Raw genomic sequence first — 14318 nt, forward strand, 5'->3', positions numbered from 1 at the left:
TTCAAGGATTTACCATGACTAAGCCTCTTGCCCTTACTGAGCTTGTTTTACGTGATGCGCATCAATCGTTACTGGCAACCCGAATGCGTATTGAAGATATGCTTCCCATTGCAGAGAAATTAGACAGCGCTGGTTTCTGGTCTGTAGAGTCATGGGGAGGAGCAACCTTTGATGCTTGTATCCGCTATCTGGGAGAAGATCCTTGGGAGCGCATTAGACAACTAAAAAAAGCGATGCCCAACACCAGACAACAAATGCTGCTGCGTGGACAAAATCTCCTGGGGTACCGGCACTATGCCGATGACGTAGTAACGCGCTTTGTTGAACGAGCACACGAGAGTGGCGTCGATGTTTTCCGAATTTTCGATGCAATGAATGATATCCGAAACCTCAAAACAGCGGTTAAAGCCGCAATCGACAGCGGAGCACATGCTCAGGGAACTATCTCCTATACAGTAAGTCCTGTTCACGGTTTAGAATTGTGGTTAGACATGGCCAAACAGTTGGAAGACCTTGGTGTACATTCCATATGCATTAAAGACATGGCAGGTTTACTCAAACCCTATGAATGTGAGGCATTAATTTCGGGGCTAAAAGAAACAGTTCACGTGCCCATTGCTATGCAATGTCACGCTACTACCGGGCTCAGTACTGCAACTTATCAAAAAGCCGTTGATGCGGGCATTGATATGCTTGACACCGCAATATCCTCTATGAGTATGACCTACGGGCACACCGCCACTGAAACCATGGTGTCGATTGTGGAGGGAACGCAACGAGATACAGGCATCTCGCTGCCACATTTAGAAGAGATTGCGAGCTATTTTCGAGAGGTAAGAAAGAAATACAGTCAATTTGAGGGCAGCTTAAAGGGGGTGGATGCGCGTATACTTCTCGCCCAGGTTCCCGGTGGTATGCTAACGAATATGGAAAGCCAACTTAAAGAGCAAGGAGCAGAAGATAAGTTTGAAGAGGTGCTAAAAGAAATTCCTCGAGTTCGTGAAGATCTCGGCTTTATACCTCTTGTTACGCCGACGTCACAAATTGTAGGTACTCAGTCGGTATTAAATGTATTAACCGGCGAACGCTATAAAAGTATCACTAAAGAAACCGCGGGGGTGCTAAAGGGTGAATATGGCGCTACCGCCGCACCCGTTAACTCTGAGTTACAAGCGCGTGTGTTAGATGGCAGTGAGCCGATAACATGCCGACCTGCTGATAATATCGAGCCAGAACTTGATAAGCTTGAAAAAGAGTTAGACGAGCTAGCGGACAAAAAGAACATAACGCTGTGCGACGCCAAAATTGATGATGTGCTGACTTACGCACTTTTTCCTCAAATTGGGCTTAAATTTCTGACTAATCGCGGTAATCCTGATGCTTTTGAGGCGCCCCCCGGAGTCTCTGATGCAGCGCCTGCTAAGACATCTACACAAGATGATAAATCAGCAGATGCAACAACTGCGTCTAACACTATTGGTTTGAATGAGATAGGTTCTAATAACGGGGCTTCTGAAAACATAGCATCAGAAAACATAGCCTCTTACGACGTTAATGTTGATGGTAAAGTATACCATGTAGAAGTGGCCCCATCTGGAACGCTTACCAGTGTTACATCTGCAACCTCAGGCGCAGCGCAAAATGAAACACCCAAAGAGGTTTCATCGCAGACCACTTCATCGTCAACCCCTGCATCATCTCAGGTGAGTGAGTCTATCGATGCGCCTTTGGCTGGGAACGTGTTTAAAATTCTCGTTCGCAAGGGAGATTCCGTTTCAGAAGGCGATGTGGTGATCATATTAGAAGCGATGAAAATGGAGACGGAAATTCGCTCTGCCTATACAGGTACAGTGAGCGATATTCTGGTGAATGATGGCGACGCCGTAAGCAGTGGGCAGCCACTGATTGCGTTGGGGTAGTACATGGATAAGTTACTATTGCTTTGGGAAAGTACTGCGCTTGCCCATTTTGAAATGGGACAGCTTGTTATGATGCTAGTGGGGTTCGGCTTGCTCTACTTGGCTATTGTAAAGAAGTTTGAGCCGCTATTGCTACTGCCCATAGGCTTTGGCGCGTTGCTTACTAATATCCCCATAGCCGGCTTTTCAGAGGCCGGTGGGTTGCTGCATTATATTTACAAAATTGGCATAGATACCGGAGTATTTCCACTGCTTATTTTTATGGGCGTTGGTGCAATGACTGACTTCAGCGCATTAATTGCTAACCCTAAAATGCTGCTGTTAGGGGCCGCCGCTCAGTTTGGAATATTTGCCACTCTGTTTGGTGCTATTGCATTGAATTTGTTGCCCGGATTTGAGTTTACGTTAAAAGATGCCAGTGCAATCGCCATTATCGGCGGCGCGGACGGTCCTACAGCCATTTTTTTGGCATCGCGATTAGCACCAGATTTATTGGGAGCAATAGCCGTAGCCGCTTATTCGTATATGGCGTTAGTTCCCATTATTCAGCCTCCTATTATGAAAGCGTTAACCTCAAAGGCTGAGCGCGAAATAAAGATGGGGCAATTACGATTTGTGTCCCAGCGAGAAAAAATCATTTTCCCTCTGGCGGTATTGTTTCTTACTATTTTATTCTTACCTGCAGCAACGCCCCTTGTTGGTATGTTTTGCTTTGGAAACTTAATGAAAGAATGTGGGGTGGTAGACCGCTTAAGCAAAACGGCTCAAAATGAACTTATTAATACAGTCACCATATTTCTTGGTCTTGCGGTTGGTTCGAAACTGTCAGCAGAAGCTTTCCTTACGGTAGAAACCCTCGGTATTCTTGGTTTAGGGGCTATCGCTTTTGCAATTGGTACCGCCACTGGGGTACTTATGGCCAAGTTAATGAGCAAACTGAGTGGCGGAGATATTAATCCGCTCATAGGTGCTGCAGGTGTTTCTGCTGTGCCAATGGCAGCTAGGGTGGTAAATAAAGTGGGCCTGGAAGCCAATCCTCACAATTTTCTGTTGATGCACGCCATGGGCCCTAATGTGGCAGGTGTACTTGGCTCGGCCGTTGCCGCAGGAATACTTCTCGCGTTGGTAGGTTAATTATCTATGCGGACTGATGGTACAACATAATTTGTCTCTTGGACTGACGTAAAATCGTCCTCAATTCAGATATCAAAAACGGTGCTTAATGAGGCACCGTTTTTTGTTATCGAATGGTTTGCTGGGGTACGAGAGAATGGTAAGCCGTAACCAATTTTTTGGTTCTGGTATGCTGAGGCCAGCGGAAGATTGTTTCCGTTTTGCCCTCTTCAACAATTTGCCCTTTTTCCATCACAATCACTTTGTCTGCGATGTGACGCACAATTCCCAAGTTATGACTAATAAAAATAAAGGCTAACCCAAGCTCTTGCTGTAAAGCCAATATTAAGTTCACGGTTTGTGAGCGTATGGAAGGATCTAACGCAGCAAAAGGCTCATCTGCCACAAGTACTTTAGGTTTAAGCATTATTGCTCGTGCTAACGCAATGCGTTGTTGTTGACCGTCTGAAAGCATATTCCTATAGAAGTAATAGTGCTCCCGTAACAGGCCCACTTTAACCAGAGTATCTTCTATCACCTCTTTACGCTCAGAGGCATCTAGCTGAGTATTCAAACGCAAAGGTTCATCAAGAATGCGTCCAACGGGCACCGATGGATTCATGGTTTCACTACTATGTTGTAAAATCATGCGAATGTCATGAGTGCGCTTGCGTTGACCATCTTTAGATTTATATTTGGCTAAATACTTGTGTTCATTAATTTCTATTTCACCCTCGTCGGCACGAACGGCGCCCACAAGCAGCTTTGCCAATAGTGATTTACCAGAGCGGTTTTCGCCAATAATAGCCACGGTTTCGCCTCGTTTAACGGTAAGCTCAATGGGGCCCAATTTAAAAACTTCAGGGCGCTTTAACCAACGCTTTTTTTCATTGTGCAAAAAGGTTAATTGCTTAACGTGCATTACGTCGGTCATAGCTTCTCCATATGTAGCGGAAAGTGGCAACTATAACTGTGGTCGTGAATTTTGCGTACTACAGGCGTTTGAACGCATGCGCGCTGAGCTCTCGGGCATCTCGGTCCAAGTCGACAGCCAATGGGTAAATGTTGCAAAGTAGGAATTGATCCAGCAATAGTCGGCAGGTGAGACTTAGGAGGTAAATCTTTCCTAAAGCTCGGTGCGCTGTCTAGCAAAGCCTTTGTATACGGGTGCAGTGGACGCTTTTTAATATGCTTCATTCTGCCAGATTCAACGGTTTGTCCAGCATAAAGCACCGTCATGGTATGCGACATACTGGCAATGGCAAGCAGGTCGTGACTCACAAACAAAATAGATAAAGAACGGGTTTGGTTTAGTCGAGTAAAGAGCTTTAGAATTTGTGTTTTGGTTGTAGGCTCCATTCCTCGTGTGGGATCGTCTGCAATAAGAAGTGTAGGTTGAGACACAAGCGCCATGGCAATCATAAACTTTTGACCAATGTCTGCGGGTATTTGATGGGGATAGGCACTTAAATAATGCTTATGGTGCTTAATTCCTACTTTATGAACAGTACTGATGGCAATTTTTTTACGATGCTGAGCTCGCTGCCAAAACCAGTTTCCCTGAACAAACTCACTGGGAATACTCTCTTCTAGTTGCTCTCCTAGTGTGGCAGAGGGGTCCAAACTCGCTTGGGGATTTTGGAAAACCACCGCTATCTCACGACGCATAACTTCCCGACGCTGCTGAGCCGACATGCCCAGTAAGTTATCACCATTCCAGCTCATTCTATCTGCAGTAAGTGTCCACTCTGTGGGAAGAGCTCCGCAAATTGCCGCCACAATTAAACTCTTACCAGAGCCTGATTCTCCAACCAACGCGCGAATTTCGCCGCTGCTTACAGACAGGTTGACCTTATCTAATGCCTTAATAGTGCCCTCACTGCTGTGCATCTCTAGCGTCAGGTTTTTAATATCTAACATTGGCATTTTAGTGATTAACCCTTTTTCTTAAGGCAGAACGGAGTCCGTCGCCTACTACATTGATTGAAAGCACGAGAAGAAAAATCGTCATTCCGGGTAGAGCAACATTCCATGGAGCTAAGTAGGTTACATCCAGACCATCAGATAAAATGGCACCTAATTCAGGTAGCGGAGATTGTGCGCCTAAATTTAAAAAGCCAAGAGCCGCTATATCGATTACTGCTATTGATAGCGCAATAGTACCTTGAACTACTAGCATTTCAGTCATATTGGGTAATATTGAGTAAGTGAACAATTGCCACTTGTTTGCACCATCAAGCTTGGATGCCACAATATAGTCTTTTTTCATTTCACTGCGCACAAGGCTGCGGGTATGATGAACAAACTGAGGAATGAGAGCCAACGTAATTGCCCACATACTATTGACCAGCCCAGTGCCGAATATAGCAACGATGATAATAGCAATGAGTAATGTTGGAATTGCCATAAGCGCATCGGGAAAGTGATTGGCAATACTTGAACGCACACCGCGAAGCATGCCTGCAAAAGCGCCAAGGCTTACGCCAATTAGCATAGCGATTACCACCGTAATAAAGGCGGAGCCCAAGGTAATACGACACCCATAAATAACTCGAGTAAATAAATCTCTTCCCAGCGAATCGGTGCCGAAGAGATGAGATATGGAGCCATTACCCATCCAACTAGGCGGTACTAAAAGGCCGTCTATGTTTTGTTCATTGGCACCGTATGGCGTAAGAAGCGGTGCGAAAATAGCAAAAATCACAAATATGGCAAGCAGCACAGCGCCTGCCATAGCAATGTGGCTGGCTCTAAACGCTCGCCATGTACGTTGCCAAGGAGAGGGGTGAAACTCTTCTTCGTACAAACTAAATTGCGGCATGCTCGTACTTCTCTCTGCTTGGATCTATAAGTCTGTTGAACATATCAACTGTAATGGTGAGCATAATCACCAGCGAGGATACCGCCAGCATTCCCACGCGAAGAGCCGGATAATCCCGTTGATAAATAGCCTGAATGAGCCAGTTGCCAATACCAGGCCATGAGAAAAGAGTTTCCACAATCATAGTATTAGTGATAAGCGTGGTTATTTGAATAGCCATTAGCGGCAATATGGGAAGCAGCGCGTTTCTGAGTATATGCCTAAAAAAAATCTGCCCCCCAGACAATCCCCTAGACATTGCGGCGGCGATATAAGGCTGGTTTTTTGCGTCAATCACCGAGCGTCTCGTGATTCGCACTATCGATGCTGTAGATATAGCACCAATGGCAATAGTAGGAAGTGTGAGATGAGACATAGCATCTTTAAATGCTAATCGCTTGTTCTCTAAATCTGAGAGTAAAATGTCTATTAATATAAACCCACTCACGGGCTCAACATCAAATAACAAGCTTATTCTGCCTGAAAGCGGTGCCTTATCTAACTGAAGACTGAAAACGAGTATGAGTAATAATGCAAACCAAAATACCGGAAAAGAGTAAGTTGTAATGCTGGTGGTGTTAATGATGTAGTCGGAGGAAGAGTAGCAACGCATGCCAGCATAGTATCCAAGCGGAATACCAATAACCAGTGCCATCAACATGGAGTAAGTGGCTAACTCAATAGTAGCCGGCATGGCAATTCCAATTTCTTCGCGCAGTGGTATGCCGGAAGTAAAGCTGTAACCCCACTCGCCACTAAACAAGTCTCCCATGTAATAGAAAAACTGAACTAAGTAAGACCGATCTAGGCGAAATTGCTTTTCCAAAGCGGCTCTTTGTTCGTCGTTAGCCGGCACAATACCAGTGAGATTTGCCAGTACATCACCGGGAAATAGATACGCGAGCGAAAACGACATCACCGCCAACACCAGAAGGGTTAGCACAAAAAGAATGCTGTAGCGAGCTAGGATCCGAATCACAGTACTTTTTCTACTCCACCAAAACGAACGCCACCAAAGGGGTTGATGGTCATCCCTTTTACCTCATTTCTGTATGCTTGATAGCGATAAGCGTGTGCAATTGGAACAAGCGGAAGGCGTTCAAACATGAGTCTATTTACTTGATGATAAATGGCTCTTCGTTTGTCGAGATCTTCTGTTTTTAACGCTTCATTAATTAGCCTATCATAATCTTTGTCGCACCACATGGCTCGGTTTGTGCCAGAGGGGATAGCACCACAACTCAGTAGCGGGCGATAAAAGTTATCCGGATCGCCGTTATCCGCAGACCAGCCAATTAATACTGAATCGTGCAATCCTTCCTGCAGGTGTCGCCTAAACGTTTTCCAATCATAAGTCACAATGTTGGCTTCTACGCCGACTTCTCGCAGATAACGTTGAATCAGTTCTGCCATTTTCATCGCGTTAGGGTTGTATGCGCGTTCTACCGGCATTGCCCAAATTGTCATTGAGAAGCCCGGCTCAATTCCCGCTTCGGCGAGCAGTCTTCTCGCTAAAACGGGGTTGTATGCTGTATCGTCAGCGTCGTTTTGATACGCCCAACTAGCCGCCGGTAGAAGACTTTTAGCTCGGGAAGCACTGTCGAAATATACGGCTTCAAGAAGCGTGTTTTTGTCAATTGCAATGGCTAAGGCACGTCTTACATTTGGGTTGTCGAAAGGGGCCCGTTGAGTATTAAAAGCCCAAAAACCAATGTTCAAGCCAGGCTTTTCAGCAAGGGTTAAGTCTTCTCTATTTCTTATAACTTCAAGCTCGGTTTGCGCCGGAAAAGCGGTAGCGTCACACTCTCCAGTCATCAGCTTTGCCAGCCTTAGAGAGCTTCGAGGCGTAATATCAAAAATAAGTTGTTTTACGCTAGTGTCGGCATTGGCTACTCCAAGCTCCTCATTGTTATCTTTAGTATTGTCCTCGGTGTTCCCTTCTATACCTTCATCAATATTTTCAGTAAGGGCATTTACGCCAGCATTAATATCTCGGCGCCAATAATTTTCATGATGAAGGTATTTGATATAGCTATCTTTTCGAAAGCTTTCGAATTTATACGGGCCGGTTCCAACAGGCAATTGATCAATCTGGCTTGGGTTGCCTTCTTTAAAAAGTTGAGAGCCGTACTCCTGAGACAAAATCACAGAAAAATCAGTAGCCAAGTTAGCTAAGAACGAACTGTCTCTGCGTTTCAACGTTATTTCTACGCGATAGCCATTTACTCTTTCTACATTAGCTATGTTGTCGGCTAATCCTAAGCTTTCAAAATAGGGATAGCTTCCATTCGAAACGTTGTGAAATGGATGAGTGGGCAATCGCCATCGATTAATGCTGAAGAGCACGTCGCTGGCGTTAAAGTTACGAGAAGGGGTGAAGTAATCGGTATTGTGAAACTCAACATCTCTGCGTAATTGAAAGGCATAAGTTAAACCGTCGTCTGACACCAGCCAACTGCTAGCGAGGCTAGGAACAATACGGCCAGAGTCTGGATCGAAGTCGAGTAATCTGTCGTAAAGTTGATGCGATGTCGCATCAGATGTTGTGCTTGATGTATCAAGCTGCGGGTTAAATGTAACTGGGTTACTCTCAGAGCAGTAAACCACACCAGTGCTGTAAAAGGGTTGCTTGTTTTGCTTTGCGCAAGACACCACGCACACTGCCGTTAAGGCACATACTGCAACGCGTTTTAACATACTGGCTAACATCAATTAATCCTCACTGATTTGTGCAGATGAGTCTAAGAGATTGTACTTTTTCAAGTAACCTCTTAGCTGATGATACGTTAGGCTCAGTTTTTCTGCTGTCTTTTTCTGATTAAACTGACTGTCTGAGAGAGCTTGTTTGATAATATCAATCTCAAATTGCTGTGAGCGTTCTTTAAGATCGATGGGGTAATCTGTGGGCAGTGAACTTTTGGTAGAGGAAACCTCCTGAACCGTGTCTGCCACGTTAGCAGGTGCTGCCTCAGGCTTAGGGGCTTCTTTGGTGGTACCGCTTGTTACTCTATCCTGAGTGCGAACTCTTCCCTTTGGTCTAAATGCCGACTCGAAAGGGTCTAAAACGATCTCATGTACCGGAAGATGCGGATTATTCGTTCTGTAAACAGCACGCTCCACTACATTTTTTAATTCGCGAATGTTACCCGGCCATTCGTATTCGAGTAATGTGCGCTTGGCCTTTTCAGTAAAACCACTGAAAAGCTCCATTTCCATTTCTCTTGCCATATTGATGGCAAAGTTTTCAGCTAACATCATTATGTCTTCTCTTCGTTCGCGAAGAGGAGGAATGGTAATAACGTCAAAAGCAAGGCGGTCGAGTAGGTCCGCTCTAAACTCACCGGCATCGGCTAAGGCGGGTAAATCTTCATTGGTAGCAGCTATCAAGCGTACGTCAGTTTTTACCGACTTACTCCCTCCAACACGTTCAAACTCACCGTATTCCACCACGCGCAACAGCTTTTCTTGAATTAGCCCCGACGTGTTTGCAAGTTCATCAAGAAAAAGTGTGCCGTTATGCGCAACTTCGAACCTACCTTCTCGCCGCTTAGCTGCACCCGTAAAAGCTCCAGCCTCGTAACCAAATAACTCGCTTTCTAGTAAGCTTTCGTTTAATGCTGCACAATTCAGCTTTACGTAATTCTGATCCCAGCGCTTCGATAAAAAGTGCAGGCGTGCTGCAATTAACTCTTTACCTGTACCGCGTTCGCCAATAACTAACACCGGCTTGTCTAGTGGGGCAATTTGTGAAATTTGCTCTAATACTTCTAAGAAACTATTTGCTTGTCCTAGCAAATTGTCTTGCTGGCGATACCTACTCATTAAATCTCTCATTAGTTAGTCATTTCGACTAACAAATAGTGTAGAACAAAAAAAATTGATAAACGAGTATTATTTGAAATTAAAAAAAGGCTGAAATTTTAATCGCTTACAGGTTTGATAAGGTTGGCAAGCATATTGAATAAACATACCAACAAGTATTTTGAAAAGCGACATACACAAGAAGGGTAGTTTTCAATACAAAATAATCAGTATCAGTGGTCCACTAAGACTTTCACGTATCAATAGTGTACTTAAACAGGTTCAGTCATATTTTCTCAAGATTACATGATGACCAGATTTCTATTAAGAGGTAATTATTATGGGTATCTTCTCGCGTTTTACAGACATTGTGAACTCAAATATCAATTCGCTTTTAGACAAAGCGGAAGATCCGGAAAAGATGGTAAGACTTATCATTCAGGAAATGGAAGACACGCTGGTTGAAGTGCGCTCTGCCTCAGCAAAGACCCTTGCAAACAAGAAAGAGATTGTTAGTCAGATTTCTAAATATGAGAGCGATGCCGCAGACTGGCAGTCAAAAGCAGAGCTTGCATTAAGCAAAGACAGAGACGATTTAGCAAGAGCAGCGCTGCAAGAAAAGAAAAAGTCTGCAGACGCAGCAGAAACGTTATCAAACGAACTCGCTAACGTTGAGGCGCAAATTAGCAAGCTACAAGACGAGATAGGTCAGCTTCAAGAAAAGCTTGCCGATGCGAAAAGCCGTCAAAAAACCATTATTATGCGTCAAAAGACAGCGAGTTCGCGTCTTGAGGTTAAGAAAACTCTCGATAGCAGCAAGGTCGATAACGCAATGGGGCGCTTTGAGCAGTATGAGCGTAAAATTGACGATTTAGAGTCGCAAGTAGATGCCTATGACTTGGGCAGAAAATCGTTAAACGATGAGTTTGCTGAACTGGAAGCTGGTGACAAGGTTGATGATGAGCTTGCTGCGCTTAAAGCAAAAATGAAAAGCGCCAATAAAAATACTGAAAAATCTGAATAAATAATAAGAACTTGCGTCCAGCTTCGCGACTAAGCGAAGCTGGTAAATCAGAGACTGTTGGAGAATTCGAGATGGAAGAAGGAATGATTGCGATATTAGTAATGCCTTTAGTCGTGTTTACTATTTTTGTCGCCCCAATTTGGTTAATTTTGCACTATCGAAGTAAAAAACAAGTGAATCAGGGCCTAAGTTCTGAAGAGTATGCAGAGTTAAGTGCGCTGGCTGACAAAGCTGAGAAAATGAGTGAACGTATCGAGACTCTTGAATCTATTCTCGATAGTGAGGCTCCAGAGTGGAGGAATAGAGCATGAGAAATGGAAAGCAGCTCTATCGCAATTCAGACACCGCAAAAATAGCCGGAGTATGCTCAGGTATTGCTGAATACTTTGGATTAGAAACATGGCTTGTAAGGATCCTCGTTGTCACCGGTTTCTTTTTATTAGCCGGTCCGTTCATCTTTGTTGCGTACATAGCCGCTTGGTTTATCTTGGATAAAAAACCTAAACACCTAGAGGGCAGCAAAGCCGCCCCACAGGAGTTTTCAAAGGGCAAGGGCTGGGTAAATCCTGCCAGCAGCCAGACAAGAGATTCAAAAGTGGAAGTGAAAACCAAGGTTTGGCAAGCCGGTGAGCCGCCGAGGCAAGCATTTCATGACATAAAAAAACGTTTTGAAAAAACCGAAGTTCGGTTACGTAAAATAGAAACTTATGTCACCTCAAAAGAATACCAGTTAAACAGAGAAATTAGCAGGCTGTAACTTTAGCTCATAGTAACAAGAAGCCACCTCATGTAGGTGGTTTTTTTGTTTTTAATCAGCGCTTTATGGCTTCATGTAAAAACATTGTTACAGTGTTTCGAGCAGCTCAATATAGTGGAATGCTTTTCGGAAGGTTCTTTTTGGTTAGACTAACCATCAAGTTAATCAGCAATTTATTGGTTTAGAAGTTATGCCAAAAACAACGCAATATGCATCGCGAGAATCTGACGAAAAAGGTCATATAGCCTGGTCGCAAGAAGAAAATCAGATATGGTCTGAGCTTTACGCACGGCAAATTCCGTTAGTGAAAGAGCGAGCGTGCGATGAATATATAGACGGTTTGAACCTGCTGAATTTGAGTGAGAATAGCATTCCTCAATTGCCGGATATCAACAAAGTGCTCAAAGAGAAAACCGGATGGCAAACTGCTGAAGTGCCCGCGTTAATTCCATTTGGAGAATTTTTCCGCCTATTGGCGAACAAGCAATTTCCAGTAGCTACCTTTATCCGCTCAAGAGAAGAGTTTGATTATCTTCAAGAGCCCGATATTTTCCATGAGGTTTTTGGTCATTGTCCATTATTGACTAACCCTGCTTTTGCGCACTTTACCCATACCTACGGAAAGCTTGGCCTTGCTGCGAGCAAGGAAGACAGGATTTATCTTGCACGCCTGTACTGGTTTACCGTCGAGTTTGGTCTAGTGAAAGCAAAGGACGAGTTAAAAATTTATGGTGGCGGTATATTGTCGTCCCCAGGTGAGACCATTTATGCGCTAGATAGTGATGTGCCTGTGAGAAAGCCTCTATCGGCTCTGGATGCGCTAAGAACGCCTTATCGAATAGATATCATGCAGCCCCTGTATTATATACTCCCAGAATTTGATCATCTTTTTGAACTGGCAGAGATGGACATTATGGCGCTTGTTGCTAAAGCTAAATCGCTAGGTTTGTTCGAACCCTTGTTCGAGCCGAAAGAGAAAAAAGCAGGTTAATGTTAGGTGTTAGAAACTGCCCAAAACATTAATAGTCTTGGCTGTATATTAACCGAAAGTGTCTAAATCGCTTCAAACTTATTAAAGAAAGGGAGACAGAATATGTCTCCCTTTTTTGGTGGTAATATTTTTCCTACTGTCCCGTTTTTTAATTTTTAGTAACAATTATCTTGTTATCTTTTTGTAAAAGTATGATATCCTGTACATATATCTTTACAAATAAATAATTTACCCTATGCGACTAGAAATCAGCTGTCAGGACCGTCTTGGTATTGCTCAAGACGTACTGGATATCCTCGTAAACAAAGAAATAGACTTACGCGGAATCGAAATAGATCCGGTAGGAAAAATCTTTCTTAATTTCCCAAACATTGAATTTGAAGATTTTCAACATCTCATGCCCCAAATTCGTAGAATTGACGGTATCGACGATGTCAAAACCACGTTATTTATGCCCGGCGAGCGTGAAAAAAATCAACTGTCGGCCATACTCCGCACATTGCCAGACCCAGTATTTTCTGTAGATGCAAAAGGCCGTATTCTTCTTTGCAACGAAGCGGTGAGTGCAGGATTAGAGCTTCCCTCAGAAACAATAATCGGCATGGAGATAAGTGAAGTTGTCAAAGGTTTTAACTTTACGAAGTGGATGGACGGTAAAGCGCCCGGCCCGCAATCGTCAAAAGTAAAATTTATTCAACAAGATTACCTTGCAGATATGTTGCCCATTACTGTAGCTGATGGTGAGCAGAAAAGTATCATGGCGGGAGCCGTGGTTATTTTGAAATCTGAAATGCGGCTAGGCCAGCAGTTTACTGCTTTTCACCAGTCTCCCACAGACAGTTTTGACAGGTTTGTCACTCAGTCATCTTTTATGAAACGCGCTGTTCATGAAGCAAAACGCGTGGCTGATTTAGACGCGCCCATTTTGATTTTTGGTGAAACCGGTACAGGTAAAGAGATGATAGCGCGGGCTTGCCATCAGTCGAGTCGGCGCAGTGAAGGCGCTTTCCTTGCTCTAAACTGTGCGTCTTTACCAGACAGCGTGGCGGAAACCGAACTATTTGGATGTGCCGCTGGCACTTACAATCAGTCAAGCGGCAAAGTGGGTCTGCTTGAGCAGGCCAAGGGGGGAACACTACTACTAGACGAAATTGCAGACATGTCTTCCCAGCTTCAAGCTAAATTACTTAGGGTGCTAGAAGACGGCGAGTTCAGAAGAGTAGGGGATGCACAGCCGGTTTCTGTGGACGTACGTTTTATTTGCACAACCTGTCGAGATTTAGGTCAGCTAGTAGAAGAGGGGCGATTTAGAAAAGAGCTTTACTATCGCCTTAACGTGTTAAGCCTTGTTATGCCGTCGCTGAAAGATAGAAGGCAGGATATTGTGCCGTTAGCCGAGTCATTTATTTTGCAGCACAGTACCAAGCTAGGGCGCAGACCTGCGAAATTAAGTAAGTCTTGTGTCGACTTCTTACAGCAATATCCATGGCCTGGAAATGTAAGGCAGCTACAAAATGCGCTTTATCGCGCTCTGTCGCTTCTTGATGGGAAAGAAATTACCAAAGAAGATATTCAGCTGCCTAGTTGTGCTCCTAGTGTTACGTATATTGATGAGAACTTTGAAGGGACACTTGACGAAGAGGTGAAAAAATTTGAAAAAGACCTCCTCAAGCGTCTTTACCCTTTTTACCCAAGTACTCGCCAACTGGCAAAAAAGCTGGGGTTAAGTCACACGGCGATAGCAAACAAGTTACGAGAATACGGCATAAATAAAGCGACGGTAAAACTCTAGGCTTCACTTTAATACGCTGTTAATTTGTTCTTTTTAGCTAAGTGATTATTGCCGATATAGA

The 14318-nt window shown here is 44.1% G+C and carries 13 protein-coding genes; 7 read left to right on the top strand and 6 right to left on the bottom strand.

The features are described from left to right. Positions 1–14: 14 nt before the first annotated feature. Together oadA and GTW09_RS04180 are read left to right on the top strand one after the other, a co-directional pair. Positions 15–1919, top strand: a complete 1905-nt coding sequence (gene oadA, locus GTW09_RS04175) for a sodium-extruding oxaloacetate decarboxylase subunit alpha (protein WP_163110333.1) — start codon at positions 15–17, stop codon at positions 1917–1919. Positions 1920–1922: 3 nt separating this feature from the next. Beyond that, a complete protein-coding gene (locus GTW09_RS04180; protein WP_163110335.1) occupies positions 1923–3053 on the top strand; it encodes a sodium ion-translocating decarboxylase subunit beta in 1131 nt (376 codons plus the stop codon). Between the two features lie 106 nt (positions 3054–3159). On the opposite strand, the gene GTW09_RS04185 is transcribed toward GTW09_RS04180, so the two are convergent. From GTW09_RS04185 to pspF, 6 genes are read right to left on the bottom strand one after another with little or no spacing between them, the layout of a single operon-like run. After that, complete coding sequence (locus GTW09_RS04185) at positions 3160–3966, bottom strand: ATP-binding cassette domain-containing protein (RefSeq protein WP_071979624.1); 807 nt, start codon at positions 3964–3966, stop codon at positions 3160–3162. Further along, positions 3963–4958, bottom strand: coding sequence for a peptide ABC transporter ATP-binding protein (locus GTW09_RS04190; RefSeq protein ID WP_071979623.1), 996 nt, complete (start codon positions 4956–4958; stop codon positions 3963–3965). The genes GTW09_RS04185 and GTW09_RS04190 overlap by 4 nt, the downstream gene beginning before the upstream one ends. Position 4959: 1 nt before the next feature. Then, positions 4960–5853: an ABC transporter permease subunit gene (locus GTW09_RS04195; RefSeq protein WP_163110337.1), complete on the bottom strand. Its 894-nt coding sequence runs from the start codon at positions 5851–5853 to the stop codon at positions 4960–4962. Next, positions 5840–6871: an ABC transporter permease subunit gene (locus GTW09_RS04200; RefSeq protein WP_338024919.1), complete on the bottom strand. Its 1032-nt coding sequence runs from the start codon at positions 6869–6871 to the stop codon at positions 5840–5842. Before GTW09_RS04200 ends, GTW09_RS04195 begins: the two co-directional genes overlap by 14 nt. Continuing rightward, a complete protein-coding gene (locus GTW09_RS04205) occupies positions 6868–8601 on the bottom strand; it encodes an ABC transporter substrate-binding protein (RefSeq protein ID WP_163110339.1) in 1734 nt (577 codons plus the stop codon). The genes GTW09_RS04200 and GTW09_RS04205 overlap by 4 nt, the downstream gene beginning before the upstream one ends. Positions 8602–8604: 3 nt before the next feature. Beyond that, entirely contained in the window at positions 8605–9714 is a 1110-nt protein-coding gene (gene pspF, locus GTW09_RS04210) for a phage shock protein operon transcriptional activator (RefSeq protein ID WP_163110341.1), read from the bottom strand. Between the two features lie 319 nt (positions 9715–10033). Here pspF and pspA point away from each other — a divergent pair, with 319 nt between their 5' ends. From pspA to tyrR, 5 genes are all read left to right on the top strand, one after another. Continuing rightward, the gene (gene pspA, locus GTW09_RS04215; RefSeq protein WP_071979618.1) at positions 10034–10717 is read left to right on the top strand and encodes a phage shock protein PspA; all 684 of its coding nucleotides are present in this window, start codon (positions 10034–10036) and stop codon (positions 10715–10717) included. Between the two features lie 71 nt (positions 10718–10788). Beyond that, positions 10789–11028 (top strand): envelope stress response membrane protein PspB, encoded by a 240-nt coding sequence (pspB, locus tag GTW09_RS04220; RefSeq protein WP_071979617.1) that lies wholly within the window; start codon positions 10789–10791, stop codon positions 11026–11028. Next, positions 11025–11474, top strand: a complete 450-nt coding sequence (gene pspC / locus GTW09_RS04225; RefSeq protein ID WP_163110343.1) for an envelope stress response membrane protein PspC — start codon at positions 11025–11027, stop codon at positions 11472–11474. Before pspB ends, pspC begins: the two co-directional genes overlap by 4 nt. A gap of 190 nt (positions 11475–11664) precedes the next feature. Next, on the top strand, positions 11665–12465 hold the full coding sequence (gene phhA, locus GTW09_RS04230; RefSeq protein ID WP_163110345.1) for a phenylalanine 4-monooxygenase: 801 nt from the start codon (positions 11665–11667) through the stop codon (positions 12463–12465). 235 nt (positions 12466–12700) lie between these two features. After that, positions 12701–14257 (top strand): transcriptional regulator TyrR, encoded by a 1557-nt coding sequence (gene tyrR / locus GTW09_RS04235; protein ID WP_163110347.1) that lies wholly within the window; start codon positions 12701–12703, stop codon positions 14255–14257. The last annotated feature ends 61 nt before the right edge of the window (positions 14258–14318 follow it).

The sequence above is a fragment of the Alteromonas hispanica genome, from assembly GCF_010500915.1.
Lineage (GTDB): Bacteria > Pseudomonadota > Gammaproteobacteria > Enterobacterales > Alteromonadaceae > Alteromonas > Alteromonas hispanica.

Coding starts and splice junctions, on each gene's coding strand:
- GTW09_RS04180 (WP_163110335.1), top strand. CDS start 1,923: ATGGATAAGTTACTATTGCTTTGGGAAAGTACTGCGCTTGCCCATTTT.
- pspF (WP_163110341.1), bottom strand. CDS start 9,714: ATGAGTAGGTATCGCCAGCAAGACAATTTGCTAGGACAAGCAAATAGT.
- phhA (WP_163110345.1), top strand. CDS start 11,665: ATGCCAAAAACAACGCAATATGCATCGCGAGAATCTGACGAAAAAGGT.
- oadA (WP_163110333.1), top strand. CDS start 15: ATGACTAAGCCTCTTGCCCTTACTGAGCTTGTTTTACGTGATGCGCAT.
- tyrR (WP_163110347.1), top strand. CDS start 12,701: ATGCGACTAGAAATCAGCTGTCAGGACCGTCTTGGTATTGCTCAAGAC.
- GTW09_RS04195 (WP_163110337.1), bottom strand. CDS start 5,853: ATGCCGCAATTTAGTTTGTACGAAGAAGAGTTTCACCCCTCTCCTTGG.
- pspC (WP_163110343.1), top strand. CDS start 11,025: ATGAGAAATGGAAAGCAGCTCTATCGCAATTCAGACACCGCAAAAATA.
- GTW09_RS04205 (WP_163110339.1), bottom strand. CDS start 8,601: ATGTTAGCCAGTATGTTAAAACGCGTTGCAGTATGTGCCTTAACGGCA.
- GTW09_RS04185 (WP_071979624.1), bottom strand. CDS start 3,966: ATGACCGACGTAATGCACGTTAAGCAATTAACCTTTTTGCACAATGAA.
- pspA (WP_071979618.1), top strand. CDS start 10,034: ATGGGTATCTTCTCGCGTTTTACAGACATTGTGAACTCAAATATCAAT.
- GTW09_RS04190 (WP_071979623.1), bottom strand. CDS start 4,958: ATGCCAATGTTAGATATTAAAAACCTGACGCTAGAGATGCACAGCAGT.
- pspB (WP_071979617.1), top strand. CDS start 10,789: ATGGAAGAAGGAATGATTGCGATATTAGTAATGCCTTTAGTCGTGTTT.